The sequence below is a fragment of the Blautia sp. HCP3S3_C12 genome (assembly GCF_052064155.1).
Classification (GTDB): Bacteria; Bacillota; Clostridia; order Lachnospirales; family Lachnospiraceae; genus Blautia_A.
The window spans coordinates 121889-145809 of sequence record NZ_JBQHWC010000002.1; the positions used below are offsets into that span (position 1 = coordinate 121889).

Here is a 23921-nt window from a genome sequence, read left to right on the forward strand (position 1 = left end):
CTTTAACAGAAAAATATTGGGACAGGCATATTTGAGGGGAGAAAAATATTGAAAACTATGAAATATAAGGTACTTGCTGCAGATGATGAATTCTGGAGCCGTGAGAATATCCGAAATCTGATCCCGTGGGAGGAATATTCCCTGGAATTTCTGGAACCTGCATGTGACGGTGAGGAGGTTATGGAAAGGATAGAAGAGGAAAAGCCGGATATTATTCTTACGGATATTAATATGCCTTTTTTAAGTGGTCTGGAATTGCTGGAGCGGCTGCAGAAGGAATATCCTGAGATCATTACGGTTGCTATCAGCGGTTATGATGATTTTGATAAGGTGAAGGGGGTATTTGTTTCCGGCGGACTGGACTATCTTTTGAAACCGGTGGGAAAAGAAGAGATGGTCAAGGTTCTTACCAAAGCCCTGAATCTTCTGGAAGAGAGGGAAAATACTAAAAAGCAGGATGAAAGCAGCCGGATTCGTGAACATAAGCTTTCATCTTTTCTGGAAGACAGCGAATATTCAGCATTGCTTTCCGGAAAATTATATGGACAGGCTGATGCACAGACTTATGTATCCAGTACTAATACTTTCTCAGAAGTTGCCACGCTGATGGTGAAATTTTATAATATTGCTGAAATTGCAGAGAAGTTTGAATATGACAATCTGCAGATGTCCTGGAGTATTAAATCCAGGCTGAGAGAGCTGACTGGTTTGGAAGAAAATGTGATTATTTTTAACAACAGTAATAAGATGAGTGAGTTTCTCCTCGTAAAGACTGCAGATGCAAAGGAATTCAGAACACTGGCAGAAAATATTCTGAGAGAATTTCCACTGGAAGAATACGGACCGATTTCTGTTGTACTTCATGAGCAGACCAGTTCATTAGACGATATCGGTACCATTTACAGGGAATTGATTTCTACATTGGTTACCCGGCCATTTAACAGACATCATTGTATCCTTTCATGCCAGGAGGAAAAAAGAGAAGAGTCTCAGAGAAGCAGCGAGATCCAGATGATGGGAAAATCAGCGCCTGCCCATATGGAAACGGAGTTGTATCATCTTCTGGCAACAGGACAGAAATCAAAGACAGAGAAATTGATTTTTAAGACCTGTGACTTTAAGGATTGTGACAATGGTGCCTGGACTTATCTGGATGTGAAACAGTATACCGGCAGGCTTACAGGAATCCTGTACCGCTATGTGCAGGAGAAATGTCCGGAGCTTACTGCACAGGCGGAGGAGGCTATGGACAATATTGACTATTATATGAAATGCCTGAATGCGCCGTCTTTACTTGCTTCGTTAAAGATTCTTCTGGACAGTCTCTGGGAAAGGGGAGAGGACAAGGATTCGGATTCCGGATCAGGTTCCATTATGCAGCAGGTAGAGCAGATCCATAAATATATGGAACGTTCTTATTATGAGAATATTACACTTACTGCTCTGGCAGAAGAATATCATATGGATGCCAGCTATCTGTCCAGAAGCTTCAGCCAGAAATATGGTGAGACGATTATTGCCTTCCTTACCAGGATCAGGATGGAGAAGGCTGCAGAGCTGATGAAAGATCCGGATAAGAAGCTAGAGACGATTTCGTTCCTGGTGGGATATGATGATTACAATTACTTTAGCAGAGTATTCAGGAAAAAGATGGGATGCAGCCCAAGGGATTACAGAAATAATCTGGCACAATTATAATAATTAATATGGAAGAAATTCAGATAGAATTGAGTGAACAGTAACGGAATTGGAAGTCCTCTGTATGGTGGTTCTTATCGAATCGAACGGATACAGAGGACTTTTTTGTATAAACTGGTCAAGAATGTGCAACAAAATTTTCCAAATATGTCCTAACTGACCAAAGGCAAAATATGGTTTAATATAGTCACAGAGGAACGGAGAGCACGAAAACATAATTTCCGTTCACAAAATCAAGAAACCAAATTTTATCAAGGAGGCTTTTACAACATGAAAAAAAGAATGAGAAAAGCAGTTGCTATCGCAGCAACAGCAGCAATGATTGGTTCCTTACCAGTAAGTGCAGTTACCACACAGGCAGCTGACGATGATATTACAATCGGTGTTTCTATCTGGAGTTCCACAGACGTACTTGGAAGCCAGAGTAAGAAAATCATTGACAAAGCAGCGGATGCTCTTGGTGTTAATGTAATGTATGTTGATCAGGGTCACGTATCTGAGCAGGTTACAGCTTCTGTTGAACAGCTCTGTGCAGCAGGATGTAATGGTATCGTAATCTGTAACTCCGCAGACTCTGAAATGACATCTGCAATCCAGACCTGCGATGCAAACCAGGTTTACCTTACACAGTTTTACCGTATCATTTCCGAAGAGAACAGCCCGGAAGTATATCAGACAGCATGCAACTCCCAGTACTATCTTGGTGCAGTTCATGAAGACGAAGTAACAAACGGATACACACTGGTTAACCTGCTTCTTGAGAACGGCGACAGAAACATCGGTCTTGAAGCATGGACAGTTGGTGATGCTACCTTCCAGCAGAGATGGAAAGGTTACAAACAGGCAGTTGACGAATGGAATGAAGCTAACCCGGATGATCAGGCAACAATGACAGAGCCTGTATATGCTAACACATCTTCTGAAGAAGGTGCAGCAGCAGCTCTTTCCCTTTACAACTCCAATCCGGACATGGACGCTCTGATCGTTGCAGGTGGCGGCGGTGACCCACTTGTTGGTTCCATCGGTGCTCTGGCAAACGAAGGACTTACAGGAAAGATCGACGTTGTTTCCACAGACTTCCTTGATGACCTTGGCGAGCAGCTTGAATCAGGCGGACACTTCTGCGACCCGTTATATGCATTCCTTATCACATATAACGCAATCAAAGGCAACTATGTAAAAGAGGAAGGATCCTTCGGATACGAAATTCAGTTCCCATATCTGTATGTATCTTCTTCCGAAGACTATGAAAACTACAAGAAATACTTTGTAGATGATGATCCATACACAGATGAAGAGCTTGTGGAATTAGCAGGATACAGCTTTGATGATCTGAACAAAGCAGCTACATCACTTTCTATTGATGATGTTATTTCCCGTCACAGCAACTAATATGATGAATTTATCCTCCACTGCCTTTTCTCCAAAGGGCAGTGGAGAAACTTTTAAGAGGTAATTGTCAGTGCCCGCTCGAAGCAAAAGGCCAAACCCTGAGGAAGCGTCTGACCTCCTGCTTTTGGCGGGCGAAGAATTGGATAAGGAGAATGGTTATGAAAAAACTCAAACAAAGCCAGTATTATGGAATCGGCCTTCTGGTTCTTATGCTTGTAGTTTTCTGGGCAGTATTTAAAGTACTTGCACCGACTACTTTCGGTTCCCCGGAGAAACTGGCCACTTACATGAAATCAGCATTAATTTACGCAGTTGGCGGATGTGGCCTCTACTTTATCTGCGTAATGGGACCTTTTGATATGAGTGTTGGTGCCAATATCGTACTTTCATCCATTATCGCCTGCAATGCAAGTGAGAAATTCGGTTATGCCGGTCTTATCATTGCACCGCTGATCTGTGGTACGATCATTGGTCTCATCAATGGTGTGGTTTATATCAAATTACATATTTCTTCCCTGATCGTTACATGTGCCCTGTCCCTGATATATGAGGCGTTCAGTGTATATGCCACAAACGGAAAGAACGTAATCCTTTCTACAGATTACAGAGCATTCGGTGATTATCCGGTTAACCTGATTCTGGCACTGATCGCATATCTGCTCTGTGCATTCATTCTGAAATACACAAAAATCGGTACTTATACATACGCAATCGGAAGCAACGAAGTTGTTGCAAAGAACATGGGTGTAAATGTTTCCAAATACAAAATTGTAGCCTTTACTCTTGCAGGTTTCTTCTTTGGACTTCAGGCAATCCTGACAATCAGCTTTGGTACTTCCATGACATCAGCTTCCAATCTTTCCTCTATGAGCCGTAACTTTACTCCTCTGATGGGAACCTTCTTTGGACTGGCATTTAAGAAATACGGCCATCCGGTTATCGCTATCGTGATTGGTGAGATGATCATCCAGCTTATGTTCAACGGTTTCGTTGCACTTGGTGCTCCGACTACGATCCAGAACGTGGTAACAGGTGTTGCACTGCTGGTGATCGTTGCACTGACAACCAAACCGGTTAAAGGTCTTGTAGTAAAATAAGGAGAACGATTATGGGTGAAATATTATTAAGAGCAGAAAATATTGATAAACATTTTGGCATCACACACGCCCTGGATAACGTTTCCTTTACATTTAATAAAGGTGAGATCCACGCACTGATCGGTGAAAACGGTTCCGGTAAATCCACATTGACATCCTGCCTGACAGGTATTTACCAGAAAGATTCCGGTAAGTTTATTCTTGAAGGAAAAGAGATCACCGCAACAAACCAGGTTGAAGCAAACCATCAGGGTGTAGCCATTATCGTACAGGAGATCGGAACACTTTCCGGACTGACTGTAGCAGAGAATATTTTCCTTGGAAACGAGGATCAGTTTACTAAATGTGGTATCAAAAATACCGCAGCAATGAACAAGAAAGCCCAGGAATATCTGGACAGCTATGGATTCAATTATATTGATGCAACTAAAGTAATCGATGATTACAACTTCGAGGATCGTAAGCTGGTAGAGATTGTAAAATCTACTTACTTTAATCCGAAGGTTCTGGTTGTAGACGAGACAACAACAGCACTTGGTCAGAAAGGCCGTGAAGAGCTTTTCAAGGTAATGCACAAGGTTCGTGACACAGGAAACTGCGTAATCTTTATTTCTCATGACCTTGAGGAAGTTATTGAGCAGTCTGATAACATCAGCGTACTTCGAGATGGTGTGAAGATCGGTTCCATCACAAAGGAAGAAGCTACACCTGACAGACTAAAAGCCTTAATGGTAGGCCGTGAGATCGGCGACAGCTACTATCGTACAGACTACGGCGAAAAGGTATCTGACGAAGTTGTTCTTTCCGCTAAGAACGTGACAGTAAAAGGACAGATTGAGAATCTGAACCTTGATCTCCACAAAGGGGAGATCCTTGGTATCGGAGGACTTTCCGAATGTGGTATGCATGAGGTTGGAAAGGCACTCTTCGGAGCTTCCTATTTCCGTCAGGGAAGTGTAACTCTGGGAGACGGCACACCGATCAATTCCATTCCGGATGCCATCAAACACAGCATTGCATATGCTTCCAAAGACAGAGACAATGAGTCTCTGGTCATTAATGATACAATTGGCGATAACATCTGTCTTCCATCCCTGGAGGATCTGAAAACTCATGGATTCCTTCGTGCAAAGACAATGAATGAATTTGCCAATAAATTTGCAAAACAGATGAGTACAAAAATGACAGGCGTTGACCAGTTTGTATCTGCTCTTTCAGGCGGTAACAAACAGAAAGTCGTTCTTGCACGCTGGGTTGGTAAGGACTCCGACCTGATTATCCTTGACTCCCCTACCCGTGGTATTGATGTTAAAGTTAAAGCTGATATCTATGCCATGATGGACGATATGAGAAAAAGAGGAAAATCCATTATTATGATCTCTGAGGAAATCATGGAGCTTCTGGGTATGGCAGACCGTATCCTGATCATGAAGGACGGTAAGATCAATGGTGAATTCCTTCGCTCTCCGGATCTGAAAGACACAGATCTGATTGACAATATGATTTAAGGGGGTAAAAAAATGAGTACAACAAAAAAATCAACTGAGCAAGTACCATTTCTGGAACGTCCCATTGTGCGTACGATCCTTCCTATCGCAGGATTTGTGATCATCTGTGTATTATTTGCATTCCTCACAGACGGCAGACTGTTTCAGCCGAAAAATATATCACTGCTTCTGAGCCAGTCATACATGCTGCTGATCTCATCTATCGGCGTGTTCATGGTAATGACAATGGGTGGCCTGGATTTCTCCCAGGGCTCCATGCTTGGTGTTGCTTCCATCGTAGTCTGCTACCTTTCCCATTACAACATGGTTCTGGCAGCAATTGGTGGTGTGGTAACTGGCGGACTGATCGGACTGATCAATGGTTACTTTAATGTTAAGAGAAAAATCACAAGCTTCATTGTTACAATCTGTACCATGTATCTGTTCCGTGGAGTTTGTGCTTATGCAACAACTAATTCACCTGTTTACGCAGTAAGTGATATTTCCAAATATAACACACTGCCATTTATGCTTACTTTTACAGTGATCATCTTCGTAGTGGCATATCTTGTATTCACTTACACAGGTCTGGGCTCCAGACTGAAAGCAATCGGTGCAGGTGAAACAGCTGCAAGATTTGCAGGTATCCGTGTAGAGACTACAAAGATCCTTGTATTCGTGGCAGCAGGATGTATCACAGGACTTGCAGCATTTGTAAATGCCATCAAAGTAGGTTCCGTTACATCAACAGCCGGAAATCAGCTGGAAACACAGATCATGATCGCCCTGGTACTTGGCGGAATGCCTGTAAACGGCGGTGCTAAAGTAAGATTCTATAACATCATCCTTGGTGTTATGACATATAAAGTACTTTCTAGTGGTCTGGTAATGCTGATGATGCCTACACAGTTACAGCAGCTGATTCTTGGTATCATCTTCCTGATCGAAGTAGCGATCTTCAGTGACAGAAAGACTGGTATGATTGTTAAGTAAGAGATTGTAAAACATCGATTATATAACCGAATCAAGTAAGTCCCCTGCTTCAATTGCGAAAAGCAATAAGCAGTGGGTGGGGACTTGCTTGTATCAGGAGGAGTGCAAACTCCTTCTGATAAACTGCGAAGCAGTTATTCGGTTATGAGCAAGTAGCGAAGCGGATTGCGAATATTCGCTTGATCTGACGTATTCGTGTATCATGTTCATACCTACATAAAATCCCCGGCTCCCGCAGAATTATTCTGCGGGAGTTGGGGATTTTTGGGGTTTTTATTATACAGTACAATAGATACTTAGTAGAGATTTTGTCGAAAACTTCTCCTTGTAGAATTACCATGTTTGCGATATACTAAGTCCAAAGAGTTCTTCTGTTTCGGAAAGAACAGAAGGGATTTTGACAACAGATCCGTTTGTCAGATATCTGCAGGATAGTATTGATAAGATCAAGCAGAATCGTGGGATGGAGGAACGCTATATGCTGTTAGAGGAAATGATGCGAAATGAAAGACAGGAAGGAAAAATAGAAGGAAAATTGGAAGGAAATGCAGAGGGAAAACAGGAATTTCTTCTTACTGCGCTTGAATCCAAATTTTCAGTTCCGTCTGAGATAAAAGAAAAAATTATGTCCGAAACGGATACTGAGAAACTTGAGCTGTGGTTCCAGCTTTCGCTTAAAGTGTCTTCTCTTGAAGAGTTTGAACAAAATATGTGAAAGTGAAGTATTTCTTAAAACCGGTAGTTATCTTTACCGGAAAATTTGTACATATCTATAAATTCTAAGCCCATATCGGGCGATTTATCAAAAACTTGTTATTATTAATGTAGAGTGAAGCAGAAGAACTTTTTTTGCTAATTTGGAAAAATAGATTATAATAGAAATGTATTTATTCCTTTACATGACACAGAATGGAGAAGACGTTTATGGATAATTATGAAAAACAGGTATATATAGGAAGAGAGCTGTTTTTACAGCATGACCAGGATAAGCTGATAGAGAAATATGGATTGAAACATAATGAAGAATATCTGTATTTGAAATATATTGGAACAGAATATCGGATCAGCCGCAGAGATGGCGCCATTGCATATTCTGAGGGTGAGGAATGGATGGACTGCAAAGAATATACAATTGTTATGACAATCTATGATTTTCTTTGTTGTTCCGGGCAGGAAATACTGCCGCCTTTGACTGGTCAGTGGCAGCCGGTGGGCAGATTTGTCACTGCCGGAAGCAGTCCGTCTACAGACCTCTTTGTAGAAAAGTATGCACGAGCATTTTCAGGAAAAGTGGAAGAGGTAAAACAGGCCTGTATCTGTCTGGGAGGAAAGCAGATGGAGCGTCTGGCAGGGGCAAACCTGACCTTTGAAATGCCTGTTTTCCAGGATTTTTCTGTGCTATTTCAATTTTGGGATGGAGATGAAGAATTCCAGCCCAAGATTTTATTGCTGTGGGATAAAGTATCGTTATCGTACCTTCATTTTGAAACTACCTATTATCTTCAGGGGGATCTGCTAAAGGCTATACTTCAGAAAACAAGCTTATTTGTGTAACAACTCTTTACCAATTGTGAAGACACGGAACAGTTATCTTTACGATAAAGTAAATTCATGTTATGATTGCTTTGAAAGTAAATTTGTATTAATTTGGAGAGAGAAAATGATGAATTGTCTGGCAGTAGGGTTGGGTGGTTTTGCAGGAGCAGTATTGCGGTACCTGATCGGGCTGATTCCCACAGGGGAAACCATGATTTTTCCGGCAAAAACCTTTTGTATCAATATAATTGGATGTATTGTGATCGGAGCAATCACAGTACTGGCGGCGAAATTGTCTGTTCCACCAAGGCTGATTTTGTTTCTAAAGGTGGGAGTCTGCGGTGGATTTACCACATTCTCAACCTTTGCACTGGAATCTTCGGAGTTGATTCGGGATGGACATATGGGAATAGCACTGTGCTATGTATTACTTAGCGTATTGGTAGGCGTGCTGGCGATTTTTGCAGTGGAATATCTTACGGTAAGATAAGCTGCTTCCGTTGCGAAAAGCAATAAGTTAAGTGGGTAGGACGAATATTCACCCACTTTGGAGGAATTTACCAATGAAACGAATATCGCTGGATGACCTTCTTCATACCAGACAGAAGCTTGCCTATCAGGAACAGTATGGATACATAATGAAATTACTGGAAAAAGGTCAGATAAAACCTGTGAAGGCTTCTAAGAGCAATGGCAAGAAGCCGGCACTTTATCGCGAATACTGGATAGTAGAAGAACAGAAGGATTACAGCCATTATATAGAAGAAATAAAATATACTTTTTCCACCATGATTTCCGTGGATTATTATCTGGCGCATCCGGATATGTATGAGAAAGACCGAATCTGGGTACTTATGCTGAATGAATATCTGAAAAAACATACAGATGCATTACTGACACCGGAATCTCTGAATGAAAGAAGCTTTGAAATATGGCACAGAGAGAAATTTCTGGACAGAGAACAGGGAAAGAAGATTCTGAAACGCTGTGGACTTAATGTGGAGTCTCTGAATGTATACAGGACAACAGAGCCTCTTTCATATTATACACATACAAGAAATACGCCGCAGAATATTCTGATTCTGGAAAATAAAGATCCTTTTTTCAGTATGCGCAATTACCTGCTGAATGGACATAATGAAATTTTTGGTGCAGAAATCGGAACTCTGATTTATGGTGCAGGAAAGGGAATCATCCGTTCTTTTCAGGACTTTGACCTGTGTGCGGAACCTTATATGAAACATCCGGAGAATACAATTTATTATTTCGGGGATATGGATTATGAGGGCATTGGTATATACGAAAATCTGGCAGAAAAATTTCACGGCAGATGGAAAATCATTCCTTTTGTGCCTGCATATCAGGCTATGCTGGAAAAAGCAGAACAGATAACTGAACTTCCGGAGACAAAGGAGCATCAGAACAGAAATATCAGTACACAATTTTTCTCCTGTTTTGATGAAATAATGGTCAAAAAGATGGAAGCTGTACTGAAAAAGGACAGATATATACCCCAGGAAATTTTAAATATCGCAGATTTCTGATACAGGATTTATACAGTTACATAAATTTATTTACAAACTTATCTCAGCGTGAAGCTAATCTCTGACTGAGATAAACGCTTCGGGAGGATGCGCATTGATTTTAAGAGAATATGTCAGCTGACGCTGACTGGAATTGCGCACAACATATAAACAACAGGGTACAAACTATATCTAACCCAGGGAGGCAGCTTTGCAATACGAATTTCTGAAAAACTTTCCAAAACGAATGAAAAATGTAGGTTTATACGGTGTCCTGAGTCAAAATAGCATCCAGAAAACCTCCTGGAAGCAGTTTGGTTTCCAGATATTTGATGAGCAAATGAATCTCATTTTCGCGGTTTTGCTCTATATTATGGAGCAGTCTTTAAGAGAAGAAAACTGTACCATGGATGATATTGGTGCGTATATTGATACCATAAATACCAGATATTTTGGAAAGGAAATCTCCTATGAGGATTGTCGGAAATTAGGAGATTTTGTTGTCAATGTGATCTTATCAAATGAAGGCCGTGCCATGTATTTTGACGGCTATGATTTTGAAGAGAACGATTATCATGTCATGCATATCAGCTATGTGGCGAACCGGATCGTGTATCTGGATCAGGAGGTTCGCAGAACTTCTTATTATCTTACAGACGACGGATACAATCTGATACTTTCCACCCTTGAAATAGAAAATAATATGAAGCTTACCATCCATGAAATGATCTTCCAGATGCATCTGGAAAAACAGAGCTATGATAAGGCTGTGGATGAGATTAAGAATGTTTTTAACCTGATGCGCATCCAGCTTCAGAAGATTCAGGAAGCTATGGGAAAAATCCGCAGAAATGCCCTGAATTATTCAGTAAAGGATTACGAGGAAATCCTTCTGGAGAATCTGGATACGATCAGTGACACAAAGGAAAAATTCCAGAAATACCGGGAACTGGTGCGAAGCAGGGTAAAGAAACTGGAAGAAGAGAACATCAATGTGCGCCGTCTGGGCGAAAAGGAAGAGGAGAACCTGGAAAATCTCCGTATTATTGAGAGTTACCTGAACAGAACCATTGATGAGCACCAGAAAATCCTGAGCAGTCATTTTGACCTGAAGGCACTTTATACCAGAGAACTGGAAGCATTGTCGCAGATGTCACTGATCCGGAGATTTTCCATGCGCAATGATTTCTATGATAAAGTGCTGGAGAATCCGTCGGCACTGGGAAATCTGGACTATTTTTTAAGACCGCTGTTCAACCGGGAACCGGATAAGGTTTATAACCTGAATAAAGCTTTATTATATCAGAAACCGTCTGTTAGAAATGAGGACGAGGACACTGAGGAGATGCTGGATTTTGACGAAGATGCATATCTGAAAGAGCAGGAAGAGAAACGCAGACAGAAGCTGAAACGTTATGAAAGCAGTCTGGGATTTCTGCTGGAGCAGGCATCTGAAAAAGGTGAAATTTCCCTTTCTGATATCTGGAAAAATATTCAGGAGAATGAGAAAAATGCAGAAGAAATGCAGCAGCAACTGATCCCAAATGTTGAAATTTTTAAAGAGATCATGGTGGAGCTGATACGGAATAAAGAGATCAATATGGAAGCACTGAAAAAGGAACGAAGTGAATTTATCCAGGATCAGACAGCAGATTTTCAGCTCAACGAAATGCTGCTCCAGCTTTCTGAAGAAAGATTTTCAGATAAAAAAATCGGTAAAATAGAGATATACAGGATAGAAGACGGAAGCACAGTCACCTTTGACAATGTTTTCAGCGAAAACGGAGTGAAAAAAAGCATTCGATGTTCTAATATCCTGATCCGAATCATGAGAAATGAGGAATAATAGATATGGCATACGAAGCAGAGGAAATCCGCACTAGTCAGGAGATATTTTATTATCTCTTGGAACATCATGAGCTGCGGGAAGAAGATGAGTTGCTTTTATATAAGGCATATGCAGAAGAAGAAACAATCAGGAATCTGGTGAAATCTCAGGGTGATATCGCCGGCTGCAATATCGAACGATACGGGAATGTGATTTATCTGATTCCCAAAGAGGAGAACAATTTCCTTGGTTTTTCTAAGCAGCAGCTTAAAGGTACATTGTGTAAATCCAGTGCAACGGATAAGGATTATTATCTGTCGCAGTTTGTGATCCTTACATTACTGGTAGAATTCTTTGACGGACAGGGAAGCAGCAGTAAATCCAGAGAATATATGCGCGTGGGAGAGCTTATGAACTGTCTTTCCGCCCGTCTGAAGGAAGGGGCAGCAGAAGAGACTGCCTCTGAAGAGGAGGAAGATGGAAAGAACCCCAAAGATACTGCAGGGATTTCTTTCAAAATACTTTATGAAACCTATGAGGCTCTGAAGTCTGATGACAGAGGTTCCAGGATGAAGACAACCAAGGAAGGCTTTATCTACAACATTCTGATGTTCCTTCAGAAACAGGGACTGATCGAGTATGTAGTACAGGATGAGATGATAAAAACAACCAGAAAGCTGGATAATTTTATGGACTGGAATCTTCTGAACCAGAACAATTACCAGCGGGTTCTGAGAGTACTGGGGGTGGCAAAAGATGAGTAAGATTAATGCAGTGCGTCTGATCAATGTGAATTATAATAACAATGCATACCGTATCAGCGATGAAACTCTGCACTTTAATGGAGAAAGCACACTGATCTCTCTGCAGAACGGCGGTGGGAAATCTGTTCTTGTCCAGATGCTGACTGCGCCCTTTGTGCATCCAAGATATCGCAATACCAAAGACCGATTATTTGAAAGCTATTTTACTACCAATAAGCCATCCTTTATCCTGGTGGAATGGGCACTGGATCAGGGAGCAGGCTATGTTCTCACAGGTCTTATGGTCAGAAAATCCCAGGATATGGAAGAGGACAGAAAAGAGAATCTGGATATTATTGGAATTGTCAGTGAATATCAGAGCCCCTGTATTCAGGATATCCACCACCTTCCTGTAGTGGAAAAAGGCAAAAAAGAGATGATCCTGAAGAATTTTAACTCCTGCAGGCAGCTTTTTGAAACCTACAAAAAAGACAGGGATATGAAGTTCTTTTATTATGATCTGACAAACTATGCCCAGTCCCGCCAGTACTTCGATAAGCTGATGGAATATCAGATTAATTATAAAGAATGGGAAACCATTATTAAGAAAATCAATCTGAAGGAATCCGGTCTGTCAGATCTTTTTGCTGACTGCAGAGATGAAAAAGGACTGACAGAAAAATGGTTTCTTGAGGCTATTGAGAGCAAGCTGAATAAGGACAAAAACCGCATTAAAGAGTTCCAGTCTATTCTGGAAAAATATGCAGGACAGTATAAGGATAACCGTTCCAAAATCAAACGGCGAGACACGATCCGTCAGTTTAAGGAAGAAGCAAATGGGATTCAGACTCAGGCAGAAGAGTATCAGAATGCGGAGACAGAGGAAGGAAAACAGCAGAATAAAATTGCCTGGTTTATCCATGATGTAAATGGACTCTTAAGCCAGACTGAGAAAGCTCATGATCATGCAAAAGAAGTGCTGGAAGGTCTGGATCAAAAGCTTTCCAGAGTAGAATACGAGGAGCTTTCCAGCCAGGTCTATGACTATGAGGAAGAGAAGAATCTTCATATCGGAAATCGTGATATGATCGATATGGAGCGTGAAAACCTTCAGGGACAGGCAGAACAGACAGAGAAGAAGCTTCATATTCTCCAATGTGCCAGACAGCAGGATTCTGTATCAGAAGAAAAAGGGGAACTGGATCTTCTCAGGGAGAAAATCGCAGTTGCCAGACAGCAGGGAGCTGATCTGGAGCCGGAGAGAAAAGTACTTGGCCTGACCTTGAAAAACATTTTTGAAGAACGTATTCAGGATAACAGACAACAGCAGGAAAACCTGTCTGAAAATATACAGAAAAAGGGAAAAGAAGCACAGGATGAGGCGAAAAGATCCGAGGAACTGGAAGAAAAGATCCGTGACTGCTTTGGCAGAAAAGGAAAACTGGAAAGTCAGATAGAATCCTATACCCGTCTGGAAAACCAGTATAATGCCAAGTATCAGGAAGAATTAGTACGAAATATTCTGGGAATCTATGAAGCCGGAACACTGGAAATCCGTCGACAGATGTACGAACAGGAACTGGAAAAAACAGTGAGGGAACGTACAGAAAATCAGAAGAAATGGGAAGCTGACAAGGAACTGATACGACGTCAGGAGCGCAGTCTGGAGGATAAGAAAGAGGCTCTGATTCATAAAAAGTCAGAGACAGAGAACCAGGAACATACCTATCAGCTCTATCAGAATGAACTGGAAATAAGGAAGAATATCCTGAAATATCTGGATATGGAGGAACGCTATCTTCTGGATACTGACAGGATACTGGAGAACTCTGGGCGAAAGCTGCGTGAGCTGGAGGAGCTGCGGCGAAATCTGGAAAAAGAAGAGGATTCTCTGGAAAAAGAATATTTAAGCCTTACCAGCGGAAAGGTCCTGGAGCTTCCTGAGGAGCTGGAGAAAGAACTGGATGATTTGGGAATCCACACAGTTTATGGTATGGAATGGCTGAAAAAGAACGGATACTCCCAGAAGAAAAACCAGATGCTGGTCCGTAAGAATCCATTTCTGCCATATGCTCTGATCCTTACCCGTCAGGAAATCGAGAAGCTGGGACGAAACGACAGAAACGTCTGCACATCCTTCCCTGTGCCTATTGTAGAGCGTGAGAAAATAGAAGAATTTCAGGAAAAGTACACAGACAAAATCGTAAATTTCCCTGGAATCAGCTTTTATATTCTGTTTAATGAAAACCTCCTGGATGAAGAAAAGCTTCAGGCAATGATCTGGGAGAAAAAGAAAGAACTGGAGAAGCTAAATCAGGCTGTAGATCAGCGCAAAAAGGAATACGCAGAGTATTTTCAGCGTCAGGAAACCCTGAAAAATCAATCTGTGACAAAAGAAAAATGGGAAGAAATCCAGGAGCTTCTGAAAACTCTTGAGGAAGAGAAAAAATCTCTGGAAAAGGATATCCGTGATGCAGCACAGGAGCTTGACAGCCTGAAAACAGCACATGAAAAGCTGCAGAATCTGCTCATAAAATCCGCTGCAGAAATTGACCGTCAGAAACAGCGTCTGGAAGATTTTTCCCAGCTGGAAAAAGATTACGCTTTCTATGAAAGTAATCGAAATGAGCTTGAAAAATGTAAAAAGGATGAAATTCGTTTCCGGGAAAATCAGAAGCTTGCAAAGGACAGACAGGAAAAGCTTCTGGAGGAGAAAATGACTCTGGAGCATAATCTGAATATGCTGGAGAGAGAAAAAGACAAACTGGATGAAAAATATACCAGATATGCGTCATATGAGGTAGGCAGCAGAGAGTCAGATGAGGTCAGGAAACAGCAGAGCCAGCAGTTTGGATTTGACAGCATGTCAACGGAGCAGATGGAAGCACGTTATGAAGCAATCACCTCTGTTCTTTCACAGGAACTGAAGAATCTGGAAGAGCAGGAGAGAAGATCTGCCGCACGTTACCAGAGGGAAAAGGAAGACCTGGATTATCTTCAGAAAAAATATCACTTAAAGCCTGAACAGTGGTCCGGCGTGATCTATGACAGAAAAGAAGAGTCACACCAGGAGGGTGTGCTGGAAGATTTCCGCAGAAAAATCCAGACAAAGGATATGCAGTGGAATGATGCAGACAAAAAGGCAGCAGTGGCCCAGAGTAAGATCAGCGAACTGACAAAAAGAATTCATTCTGTCTGCGGTATGGAGAAACCTCTGCCAAAGGATGAGATTCAGGGACAGGATTTTCAGGCAAGGAAAAACCAGCTTCTTTATGAGAAGAAAGAAGAGAAGAAACAGGAGGAGTTTTTAAGCGGAAAGCTTCGCAGCTATGAAGAGAATCTGACTGCTTTATCAGAGTATAATGAACTGATTCCTGTAGACGCAGAAGACCATGAGCCGGTTTCGGAGAATCTGTCTGCGGAAGAATTAAGAAATTGCAAGGGAATCCTGATCAGGGATTATAATCAGAAAATGCGGGATACCAGACAGAAGAAGGAAGAACTGGTGCGGACACTGAATAAGATTGTCCGTATGGAAAGCTTTCAGGATGATTTTTACAGGAAACCGCTGGAACAGATGCTGGAGCTTTCCGATGACGCAGTGCGTGTCCTGACTCAGTTAAAAACTACAGTGCAGTCCTATGACAGCCTTATGGAGAAGCTGGAGGTCGATATTTCTGTAGTAGAAAGGGAGAAGGAACGTATCACAGAACTTCTGGAGGATTATGTCCGGGAAATCCACAGTAACCTTGGAAAAATCGACCATAATTCAACCATCACCATCAGGGAAAGAAATATCAAAATGTTAAAGATCCAGCTTCCGGACTGGGAAGAAAATGCAGGGCTTTACCGTCTGCGCTTGGAAGACTTTATTGATAAGATCACTATGGAAGGCGTGGAACTTTTCGAGAAAAATGAGAACGCACAGGAGTTTTTCGGTTCCGGTATTACTACCAGAAATCTCTATGATCAGGTGGTAGGAATCGGAAATGTACAGATTCATCTTTATAAGATCGAAGCCCAGAGAGAGTATCCGATTACCTGGAAGGAGGTTTCCAGAAACTCAGGCGGAGAAGGATTCCTGTCTGCATTTGTAATCCTGTCTAGCCTTCTGTATTATATGAGACGGGATGATACGGACATTTTTGCAGATAAAAATGAGGGAAAGGTTCTGATCATGGACAACCCGTTCGCACAGACCAATGCCTCCCATCTGCTGATCCCACTGATGGATATGGCAAAAAAGAGCAACACACAGCTTATCTGTCTTACCGGTCTGGGCGGAGAGTCCATCTATAATCGTTTTGACAATATATATGTGCTGAATCTGATCGTTGCAAGTCTGAGAGGCGGTACGCAGTATCTGAAAGCTGAACATAAAAGAGGGAAAGAACCGGATGAACTTGTCACTGCAAGAATTGAAGTGGGGGATCAGATGGAGCTGTTGTTTTAAGAAAAATTACAGCAATCATTCTGTGTGTCATATTATTATCGTTGCAGGTTGTGATTGCGAGTGCTGAAGATATAAGAAAGAATATTACGGTATCACATGAGCCGGTCTGTGTGATGCCGTATTTTTATTTGTCCAGAGAAAAGAATGAAAGATTTTTTTATGTTTTATTTTGCTCTGGATACACTAACAATAGCTATCAAAATAACATTGACAGAGCTTAAGAATAAGAATAGAATATAATTAACAAAAATAACTTAACTGGTTACAAATATTTAGATAGAAGGAGAGAGGTTTATGCTATATGAATTTTTGAAAAACAATTATAAGGAAGCAGAGCCTATATTCTTTTCTGATATAGTGATTAAGGGAATTACAAAATCTGCAGTAAACCAGCAGTTAAAAAAGTTATGCAATGAAGGAAAACTGCAGAAATATGAGAACGGCATTTATTATTTGCCTAAGAAATCACGATTAAAAACAAGTGTAGGTGTAAATGCAGATACGGTTGCCAGATACAAATATGTTTCCAGAGGTGGGAAAGTAGATGGCTTCTATTCGGGAAATACATTTGCCAATCAGTTGGGAATTTCAACGCAGGTTCCCAATAAAGTTGAGATTGTCAGCAACAATATGGCTGCAAAAGTAAGAGAAGTTCCAATTGGAAAGAGAACATTCATTGTAAGAAAGCCAGTGGTTCCGGTAAATGAAGAAAATGTTTATGTGCTGCAGTTACTTGACTTATTAAAGAATCTGGATGTGTATCTGGATGAAAGCTATGATGTGGCTCATGATAAAGTATCTCAATTTGTGCGGATACATGGCATCACAAAAAAAGACGTGGATAGTTATATAAGAGAGTTTCCGATTGCAATATTTAAATATTATTATGAATTGAGGTTGGATGATGTATTTGCATAAAGATGATAAGGAATTGTTGAGGGATATTATTGTAACGGTATCAGAGTGAACGGGCATAGATGAAAGTATCGTGGAAAAAGATTATTATGTGACAATGATATTAAAAGAACTTGTACAGAGAAATCCTAATGTGGTGTTTAAGGGTGGAACATCCCTTTCCAAGGCTTATCATGCTATAGACCGTTTTTCAGAGGATATTGATATTACATTTGAAGAACATTTGGGAGAAGCCAGAAGAAAGAAAATCAAATATCAGTTATTACAACCAATTAGCGAAGATTTAGACTTAGCAATTGATAATTGGAAGTTTATTGAAAGCGATAAGGACTATAATCACTATGATTTCTTATATGATTCAGTTTGCTCAGAAGATAAAAGAGGTCTGCGACCATATGTGAAGCTGGAGACAGCATTGATGTCGTATTCTTATCCAACAGAAGAAAAGGAAATTACAAGTATAATATTTGATTGTCTCGCAACAGAAGAAGCGGAGATCTTGAGAGACTATGGGTTAGAACCATTTAAGATGAAGACACAGGCACTATCCAGAACAATTATAGATAAAATTTTTGCTGTGTGTGATTATTATATGGTAGGAAGAGCAACGAGAAATTCCAGACACTTATATGATATCTTTAAGCTGAAAAATTATATTTCAATAGATGATGATTTCAAAAGGCTCTTTGCAGATGTTAGAAAGCACAGATCAGGCATGGATATTAAAATAACCCCGTCTGCCAGGGAGGATGTTGATCTGCTGGCTGTAGCAGAAAAACTCATAAGAGAAGATTTTTATGCTGATGATTATGCTGATTCAACTATGAAATTGATTTCTGACAATATTTCCTATGAAACGGTAAAGCTGAACTACATTGATTTGGTTAGAAGTATATTACGAAATCCACTGATATAAAAACCATACTTGCTATAGATCAGGTGCTTGGAATATCATAAGAACTACATGAGTATAAACCTTTAATTTATGGAATTGCTATAAGTGCTTCGCAACTTAAAATGCGAATCGTTAGTTTGGGGAGATAAGAAATTTATCTCCCTGTTTTTCTAATGTACGTTCGGAATCTTTTTGTAATTGATTGTACACATCTATAACTTCTATACCTATATCGGGTAATTTATCAGAAATAGGTTACAAGCAAGTCCCCATCCACTGCTTATTGTTTTCTGCAACCTTCACAGGGGACTTACTTGCTTCGGTTAAAATATCGAAATATAAATTTTCCTGTAACGTTTCTTCTGTATGTGACTTAGTTATATAGAAAGACATCAGATAAAATAATGATACAGCAGACAGGAGGATTATCATGAAACGATATTTAGGAATATTCATTCTGACAGTTATGGTTGGTTTATCAGGTTGTGCATCTGATACAGACAGTGATACTCAGGTGAGCAGCCGTGCATATTCAATGCAGATACAACAAAATCAGAACCGTGTTCAGACATTCAATGGAAGAAGACAGATCAGGTCGTCAGATGGATCTATGTGGACACCGCCGGCAGGGTCATATCAGGATAAAGATGGTTATATTCTGGATAAGGATGGCACCACGATCGGCCAGACCGGACCATTAAAAATCCCGAAAGATGCAGTAGGATAATAAAAAATACAAGGAGTGGGAATGGAGAAATCAGAAATCGAAACAATCTACCGGAAGTATTTCCATGATGTCTTTCTCTATATCCGGGCACTTTCCGAAAATGAAAGTCTGGCAGAGGAGATCACCCAGGAAACATTCCTGAAGGCAATGAATAATATTGAGAAATTTGATGGCCGGAAGGATATCCGCGCATGGCTATTTGTAATTGCGAAGAATACATATTTCCGCTATTGCAGGCGAAATAAAATCTATGTGGGTGAAGAATTTTCAGAAATAATGCAGGATTCCATGCAGGATACATCCCCGGCCGTACTGGACCAGATCGTGCAGGATGAGACAGTTCGGAATCTCAAACGCTATGCAGAACTGATACCGGAACCCTACAGGGAAGTATTTCACCTGCGGATATACGGTGAGCTCTCCTTTGAGCAGATCGGAAAATGCTATCAGAAAAGTGCAGGGTGGGCAAGAGTAACCTGCCATCGTGCACGACAGATGATAAGAGCACAGATAAGTCAGGAGGAAAAGTAACATGGAAAAAATAAACTGTAATGTGATCCAGGATATTCTGCCATTATACATTGATGATGTGGTAAGTGATGACACAAAAGAACTTGTAGAAGAACACCTGCAAAACTGCGAAATCTGCCAGCGGGTATACCATGAAACAAAGACAGACCTTGAAAATGATATGAAGGTTTCAGTGCAGACAAAAGAAAGCAGCAATGAAGCAAATGACCTGAAGAATTTCAGAAAATTTTTAAAGAAAAGAAAGATAAAAACAATCCTGCTTTCCATAGCAGCAACCGTAATTTGCTTTGTGGCAGTGTTCACTTTTATGAATAAACACGTTACATATATCAGCTACAAAGATGCAGGGATAACTATTGTTAAGGATAATAAAGATGAAGTAAAATATAAAACGAATATAAAAGGAAATTATCGCTGGAGAACATCCTTAGACAGGGAAACAGGTGTAATGACTATCCATTTTGAACAGAGCTTGTGGGAAAAATATGTAAGCTGTATTTTTTATCCATATGATCATCTTCATGATATTCTGAAAAAAGATGAGATAAAAGAAGTGTATGTAGATAAGGATGGAACGACAACAACAATCTGGGAAGCTCAGGAGGAAGAACAGAAAGCTTATTTATCTGAAGAACATACAGAGCCGTTAGGATAAAATATTAGAGTATTTTTCAAACACGCTCTAAAATATGAAAGCGAATTTTAGAGATTTCTATAGGTTATAAGGATTTATAAAGAGGTTGTCATGGAAGGCAGCCTCTTTTTGTAATTGCTGATGGACATTCTCTTTCCATATGTTACAATAGAACAAGAATATGGAAAGAAAGACAGGAAACTTAACTATGAAAAAACAACTAAATTATGCAGATATCATAAAGGAAGTGCTGATCCTGACAGGTGCGGTAGCGATCATTGCGGCAGCAGTTTATTTCTTTCTGGTGCCGAGCCATACCTCTGTAAGCAGTATCTCCGGTCTTGGTATCGTGTTATCAAACTTTGTACCTTTACCATTGTCTGCAATCACTATGATTTTGAATGTGGTACTTCTGATTATTGGCTTCATCACCTGCGGACGCGAATTTGGCGTAAAAACGGTTTACACCAGCATCGTTTTGCCTTTATTTCTCGGATTATTTGAGAAAGTATTTCCGAATTTTGGCTCTATGACCAACAGTCAGGAGCTGGATGTGCTGTGCTATATCCTGGTGGTCAGCGTAGGACTGAGCATTCTTTTTAACAGAAATGCATCCTCAGGCGGACTGGATATTGTGGCAAAGATCATGAACAAATATCTTCACATGGAACTGGGAAAAGCAATGTCTCTTTCCGGTATGTGTGTGGCTCTTTCCGCAGCACTTGTATACGATAAGAAAACAGTGGTGCTGAGTATTCTCGGAACATACTTTAATGGAATGGTTCTGGATCACTTTATCTTTGACCATAATATTAAACGTCGTGTCTGCGTCATCACTCAGAAAGAGGAAGAACTGCGTAAATTCATTATCGAAGATCTGCACAGCGGAGCGACGATCTATGAAGCGACAGGTGCCTATAATATGAAGAAACGCAATGAGATCATCACGATCGTAGACAAAACAGAATATCAGAAGCTGATGGCTTACATCAATCATGAAGATCCAAAGGCCTTTGTGACGGTTTACAATGTATCGGATATGCGTTATCAGCCCAAGCTGTGAGAAATATTATGGCAGGAAAACTGAGGGTATGCTAAAATAGCAGGGTGATTATATAACCATAAAGAGATTATGGTAGAAAGAGGATAAAAGATGAAAAAAGGAAAAGGAATTGCCCTGCTTCCAATTGGTGTATTTCTTGTATTATATCTTGGACTGGGCATTTTGTTTGAGTATGTGATGGAAATCCCCATGGGATTTTATAATGTGCCTATTGTAGTAGCATTTCTTGCTGCAATCCTGGTTGCCTGTCTGCAGAACAGAGCACTGGATTTCAGATTTTCAGTGTCTGTGCTGTTTATAGTTGCCTGTTTTGTGTCTGTGGCTATGGGAACCTCTGTGGGAACCATTACCCTTCTGACACCGATTGCAGCAGCAGTTTCCACAGCATCAGGATTTGATCTGGCATTTTGTGTGGCTTCTGTTATGGGAGGAGCCATGTTTGGGGACAATCTTTCTTTTATTTCAGATACAACGATTGCTGCATGTAATGGTCAGGGATGTGAGATGAAAGACAAATTCAGGGAGAACTTCTGGATCGCTCTTCCGGCAGCCGTTGCCACACTGATCTTAATCCTGATCCTGTCATTTCAGACAGAAATCCAGGGCCGTGTGATCCAGCCCTATCATCTGACTCAGGTAATACCGTATGTGCTGGTATTGATCGGAGGAATTGTTGGGATCAATGTGTTTGTGGTATTGCTGACAGGAATCGTATCCGGAGCATTTATTATGCTGATCGGAGGACATACCACACCTGTAGAGATCCTGAAAAATATGGGATCCGGTGTATCTGGAATGTTTGAGACCTGTATGGTGGCGATTCTGGTAGCTGCCATGTGTGCGCTGATACGTGAGTATGGTGGATTCGATGCACTTCTTGGCTGGATCCATAAAATTTTCCGCGGAAAGAAGGGCGGACAGCTTGGAATGGGACTTCTGGTAGGAACTATGGATATTGCCACTGCCAATAATACAGTGGCAATTGTAATGGCAAACCCTATCGCAAAGGAAATGGCAGAGGAGTATGGGATTACACCGAGAAAGACAGCTTCCATACTGGACACTTTTTCCTGTGTTTTCCAGGGAGTGATTCCATATGGTGCACAGATGCTGGTTGCAATCTCAGCAGTGAACGAACTGGGTGATGAGATTTCTGCATTTCAGATCATGCCGAAATTGTTTTATCCCATGTTATTGTTGTTCAGCTCTCTGATCACAATTATGAGAGGTTCAGACCGTACAGGAGCTTAAAAGATTCCCCCTGCCGGAAGCTATATTTTTTTCAATTTCTTTCAAAAAATACTTGACCTTCCTCCTTGTGGAAGCAGTATAAAGGAAGCACAGACAGGGCAGTAGAGCAGCGGATCGGCTGTATCTGCTGTCAGGAAAGCAAGAGGTAACAGAATGAAGATCAAACAGGTGGAAGAGCTGGTAGGCATCACCAGAAAGAATATCCGTTTTTATGAAGAGCAGGGTCTCCTGAATGTGGAGCGTGCAGAGAACGGATACCGGGAATATCATAGGGCAGACATTGCCAGACTTCAGGAAATCAAATTATTCCGGAAGATGGATATTTCCATAGAAGAGATGAGAGCTCTTTTTGAAAAGAGGAAAAGCCTGCAGTTTTGTCTGGAACAGCACCTGGGAGAACTGGAACGCCGCAGGGAGGGCCTTGTGAAAATGCAGGAAATGTGTGAGCGCCTGATTGCAGAGCATCAGTCCCTGGATACCTTGAATGCCGAGAACTGTCTGGAAGAAATCGAGCAGATGGAGAAAGAGGGTGCAAGGTTTATGGATATAAAGAAAACAGATATCCGTAAGAAAAGAAGGACAGGAGCGATCATTGGAGCAGTAGTCATGATCCTGTTTATGGGATTTGTGATAGGGCTTATGCTGTGGGCCAATACACAAGATCCCATACCAACCGGACTGCTGATATTTCTGATCGCCATACCGGTTGTGATCATCGGAGGAATCCTGGCAGCACTTGCAGGACGCATGAAAGAGATTGAAGGAGGAGAAGAGGATGAAGCTTCTAAGTATTGAATACATTCCGGGTGTAGAGTTTGAGGCACTGGGAATTGTAAAGGGAACAGTTGTACAGACAAAAAATGTAGGAAAAGATTTTATGGCAGGGATGAAGACTCTGGTAGGCGGGGAAATCACAGGTTATACGGAAATGCTCAATGAGGCAAGACAGATTGCCACCAAGCGTATGGTAGATGAAGCTAAAGAGATGAATGCGGATGCTGTGATCGGTGTAAAATACGGCTCCTCCCAGGTAATGTCAGGGGCAGCAGAAGTGATCGCATATGGAACTGCAGTGAAGTATAAACAGGATTAAAAATTAAGAACAAGAGCAGAGAACGCATAAAGAGATCTTAAGTAAAGCAGAAAATCCGTAAT

Annotated in this window: 21 protein-coding genes; all 21 read left to right on the top strand. The window is 41.0% G+C overall.

Annotated features, from left to right (window positions below; translation table 11 throughout):
• Positions 1 to 57 precede the first annotated feature (57 nt).
• The gene (locus tag ACTNDS_RS02685; RefSeq protein ID WP_441033855.1) at positions 58 to 1698 is read left to right on the top strand and encodes a response regulator transcription factor; all 1641 of its coding nucleotides are present in this window, start codon (positions 58 to 60) and stop codon (positions 1696 to 1698) included.
• 270 nt (positions 1699 to 1968) lie between these two features.
• Entirely contained in the window at positions 1969 to 3090 is a 1122-nt protein-coding gene (locus ACTNDS_RS02690; protein WP_441033386.1) for a sugar ABC transporter substrate-binding protein, read from the top strand.
• A 158-nt stretch (positions 3091 to 3248) separates the two neighbouring features.
• Positions 3249 to 4187: an ABC transporter permease gene (locus ACTNDS_RS02695; RefSeq protein WP_026649979.1), complete on the top strand. Its 939-nt coding sequence runs from the start codon at positions 3249 to 3251 to the stop codon at positions 4185 to 4187.
• An 11-nt stretch (positions 4188 to 4198) separates the two neighbouring features.
• The gene (locus ACTNDS_RS02700; RefSeq protein WP_055059728.1) at positions 4199 to 5695 is read left to right on the top strand and encodes a sugar ABC transporter ATP-binding protein; all 1497 of its coding nucleotides are present in this window, start codon (positions 4199 to 4201) and stop codon (positions 5693 to 5695) included.
• A 12-nt stretch (positions 5696 to 5707) separates the two neighbouring features.
• Complete coding sequence (locus ACTNDS_RS02705) at positions 5708 to 6667, top strand: ABC transporter permease (protein ID WP_441033391.1); 960 nt, start codon at positions 5708 to 5710, stop codon at positions 6665 to 6667.
• Positions 6668 to 7064: 397 nt separating this feature from the next.
• A complete protein-coding gene (locus ACTNDS_RS02710) occupies positions 7065 to 7382 on the top strand; it encodes a hypothetical protein (RefSeq protein WP_441033394.1) in 318 nt (105 codons plus the stop codon).
• 209 nt (positions 7383 to 7591) lie between these two features.
• Positions 7592 to 8221 (top strand): DUF3786 domain-containing protein, encoded by a 630-nt coding sequence (locus ACTNDS_RS02715; RefSeq protein WP_441033397.1) that lies wholly within the window; start codon positions 7592 to 7594, stop codon positions 8219 to 8221.
• Between the two features lie 106 nt (positions 8222 to 8327).
• Positions 8328 to 8693 (top strand): fluoride efflux transporter CrcB, encoded by a 366-nt coding sequence (gene crcB / locus ACTNDS_RS02720; protein WP_441033399.1) that lies wholly within the window; start codon positions 8328 to 8330, stop codon positions 8691 to 8693.
• Between the two features lie 73 nt (positions 8694 to 8766).
• Entirely contained in the window at positions 8767 to 9747 is a 981-nt protein-coding gene (locus ACTNDS_RS02725) for a Wadjet anti-phage system protein JetD domain-containing protein (RefSeq protein ID WP_441033402.1), read from the top strand.
• Positions 9748 to 9937: 190 nt separating this feature from the next.
• A complete protein-coding gene (locus tag ACTNDS_RS02730; RefSeq protein ID WP_441033405.1) occupies positions 9938 to 11572 on the top strand; it encodes a hypothetical protein in 1635 nt (544 codons plus the stop codon).
• Positions 11573 to 11577: 5 nt separating this feature from the next.
• Entirely contained in the window at positions 11578 to 12318 is a 741-nt protein-coding gene (locus ACTNDS_RS02735) for a DUF6063 family protein (RefSeq protein WP_441033407.1), read from the top strand.
• On the top strand, positions 12311 to 16750 hold the full coding sequence (locus ACTNDS_RS02740) for a hypothetical protein (protein WP_441033409.1): 4440 nt from the start codon (positions 12311 to 12313) through the stop codon (positions 16748 to 16750). The genes ACTNDS_RS02735 and ACTNDS_RS02740 overlap by 8 nt, the downstream gene beginning before the upstream one ends.
• Before the next feature lie 294 nt (positions 16751 to 17044).
• On the top strand, positions 17045 to 17668 hold the full coding sequence (locus ACTNDS_RS02745; RefSeq protein ID WP_025580240.1) for a DUF6088 family protein: 624 nt from the start codon (positions 17045 to 17047) through the stop codon (positions 17666 to 17668).
• Between the two features lie 70 nt (positions 17669 to 17738).
• Positions 17739 to 18581, top strand: coding sequence for a nucleotidyl transferase AbiEii/AbiGii toxin family protein (locus ACTNDS_RS02750; RefSeq protein ID WP_441033413.1), 843 nt, complete (start codon positions 17739 to 17741; stop codon positions 18579 to 18581).
• Between the two features lie 409 nt (positions 18582 to 18990).
• A complete protein-coding gene (locus ACTNDS_RS02755; protein WP_055058326.1) occupies positions 18991 to 19287 on the top strand; it encodes a hypothetical protein in 297 nt (98 codons plus the stop codon).
• A 21-nt stretch (positions 19288 to 19308) separates the two neighbouring features.
• On the top strand, positions 19309 to 19818 hold the full coding sequence (locus tag ACTNDS_RS02760; RefSeq protein ID WP_025580248.1) for an RNA polymerase sigma factor: 510 nt from the start codon (positions 19309 to 19311) through the stop codon (positions 19816 to 19818).
• Between the two features lies 1 nt (position 19819).
• Positions 19820 to 20473 carry a zf-HC2 domain-containing protein gene (locus tag ACTNDS_RS02765; RefSeq protein ID WP_441033418.1) on the top strand — a complete coding sequence of 218 codons (654 nt, stop codon included), beginning with the start codon at positions 19820 to 19822 and terminating at the stop codon, positions 20471 to 20473.
• 187 nt (positions 20474 to 20660) lie between these two features.
• The gene (locus ACTNDS_RS02770) at positions 20661 to 21515 is read left to right on the top strand and encodes a YitT family protein (protein WP_441033421.1); all 855 of its coding nucleotides are present in this window, start codon (positions 20661 to 20663) and stop codon (positions 21513 to 21515) included.
• Between the two features lie 90 nt (positions 21516 to 21605).
• Positions 21606 to 22766: a Na+/H+ antiporter NhaC family protein gene (locus tag ACTNDS_RS02775; RefSeq protein ID WP_441033424.1), complete on the top strand. Its 1161-nt coding sequence runs from the start codon at positions 21606 to 21608 to the stop codon at positions 22764 to 22766.
• A 153-nt stretch (positions 22767 to 22919) separates the two neighbouring features.
• A complete protein-coding gene (locus ACTNDS_RS02780; protein WP_195565315.1) occupies positions 22920 to 23561 on the top strand; it encodes a MerR family transcriptional regulator in 642 nt (213 codons plus the stop codon).
• On the top strand, positions 23542 to 23859 hold the full coding sequence (locus ACTNDS_RS02785; protein WP_019163048.1) for a YbjQ family protein: 318 nt from the start codon (positions 23542 to 23544) through the stop codon (positions 23857 to 23859). Before ACTNDS_RS02780 ends, ACTNDS_RS02785 begins: the two co-directional genes overlap by 20 nt.
• Positions 23860 to 23921: the final 62 nt, after the last annotated feature.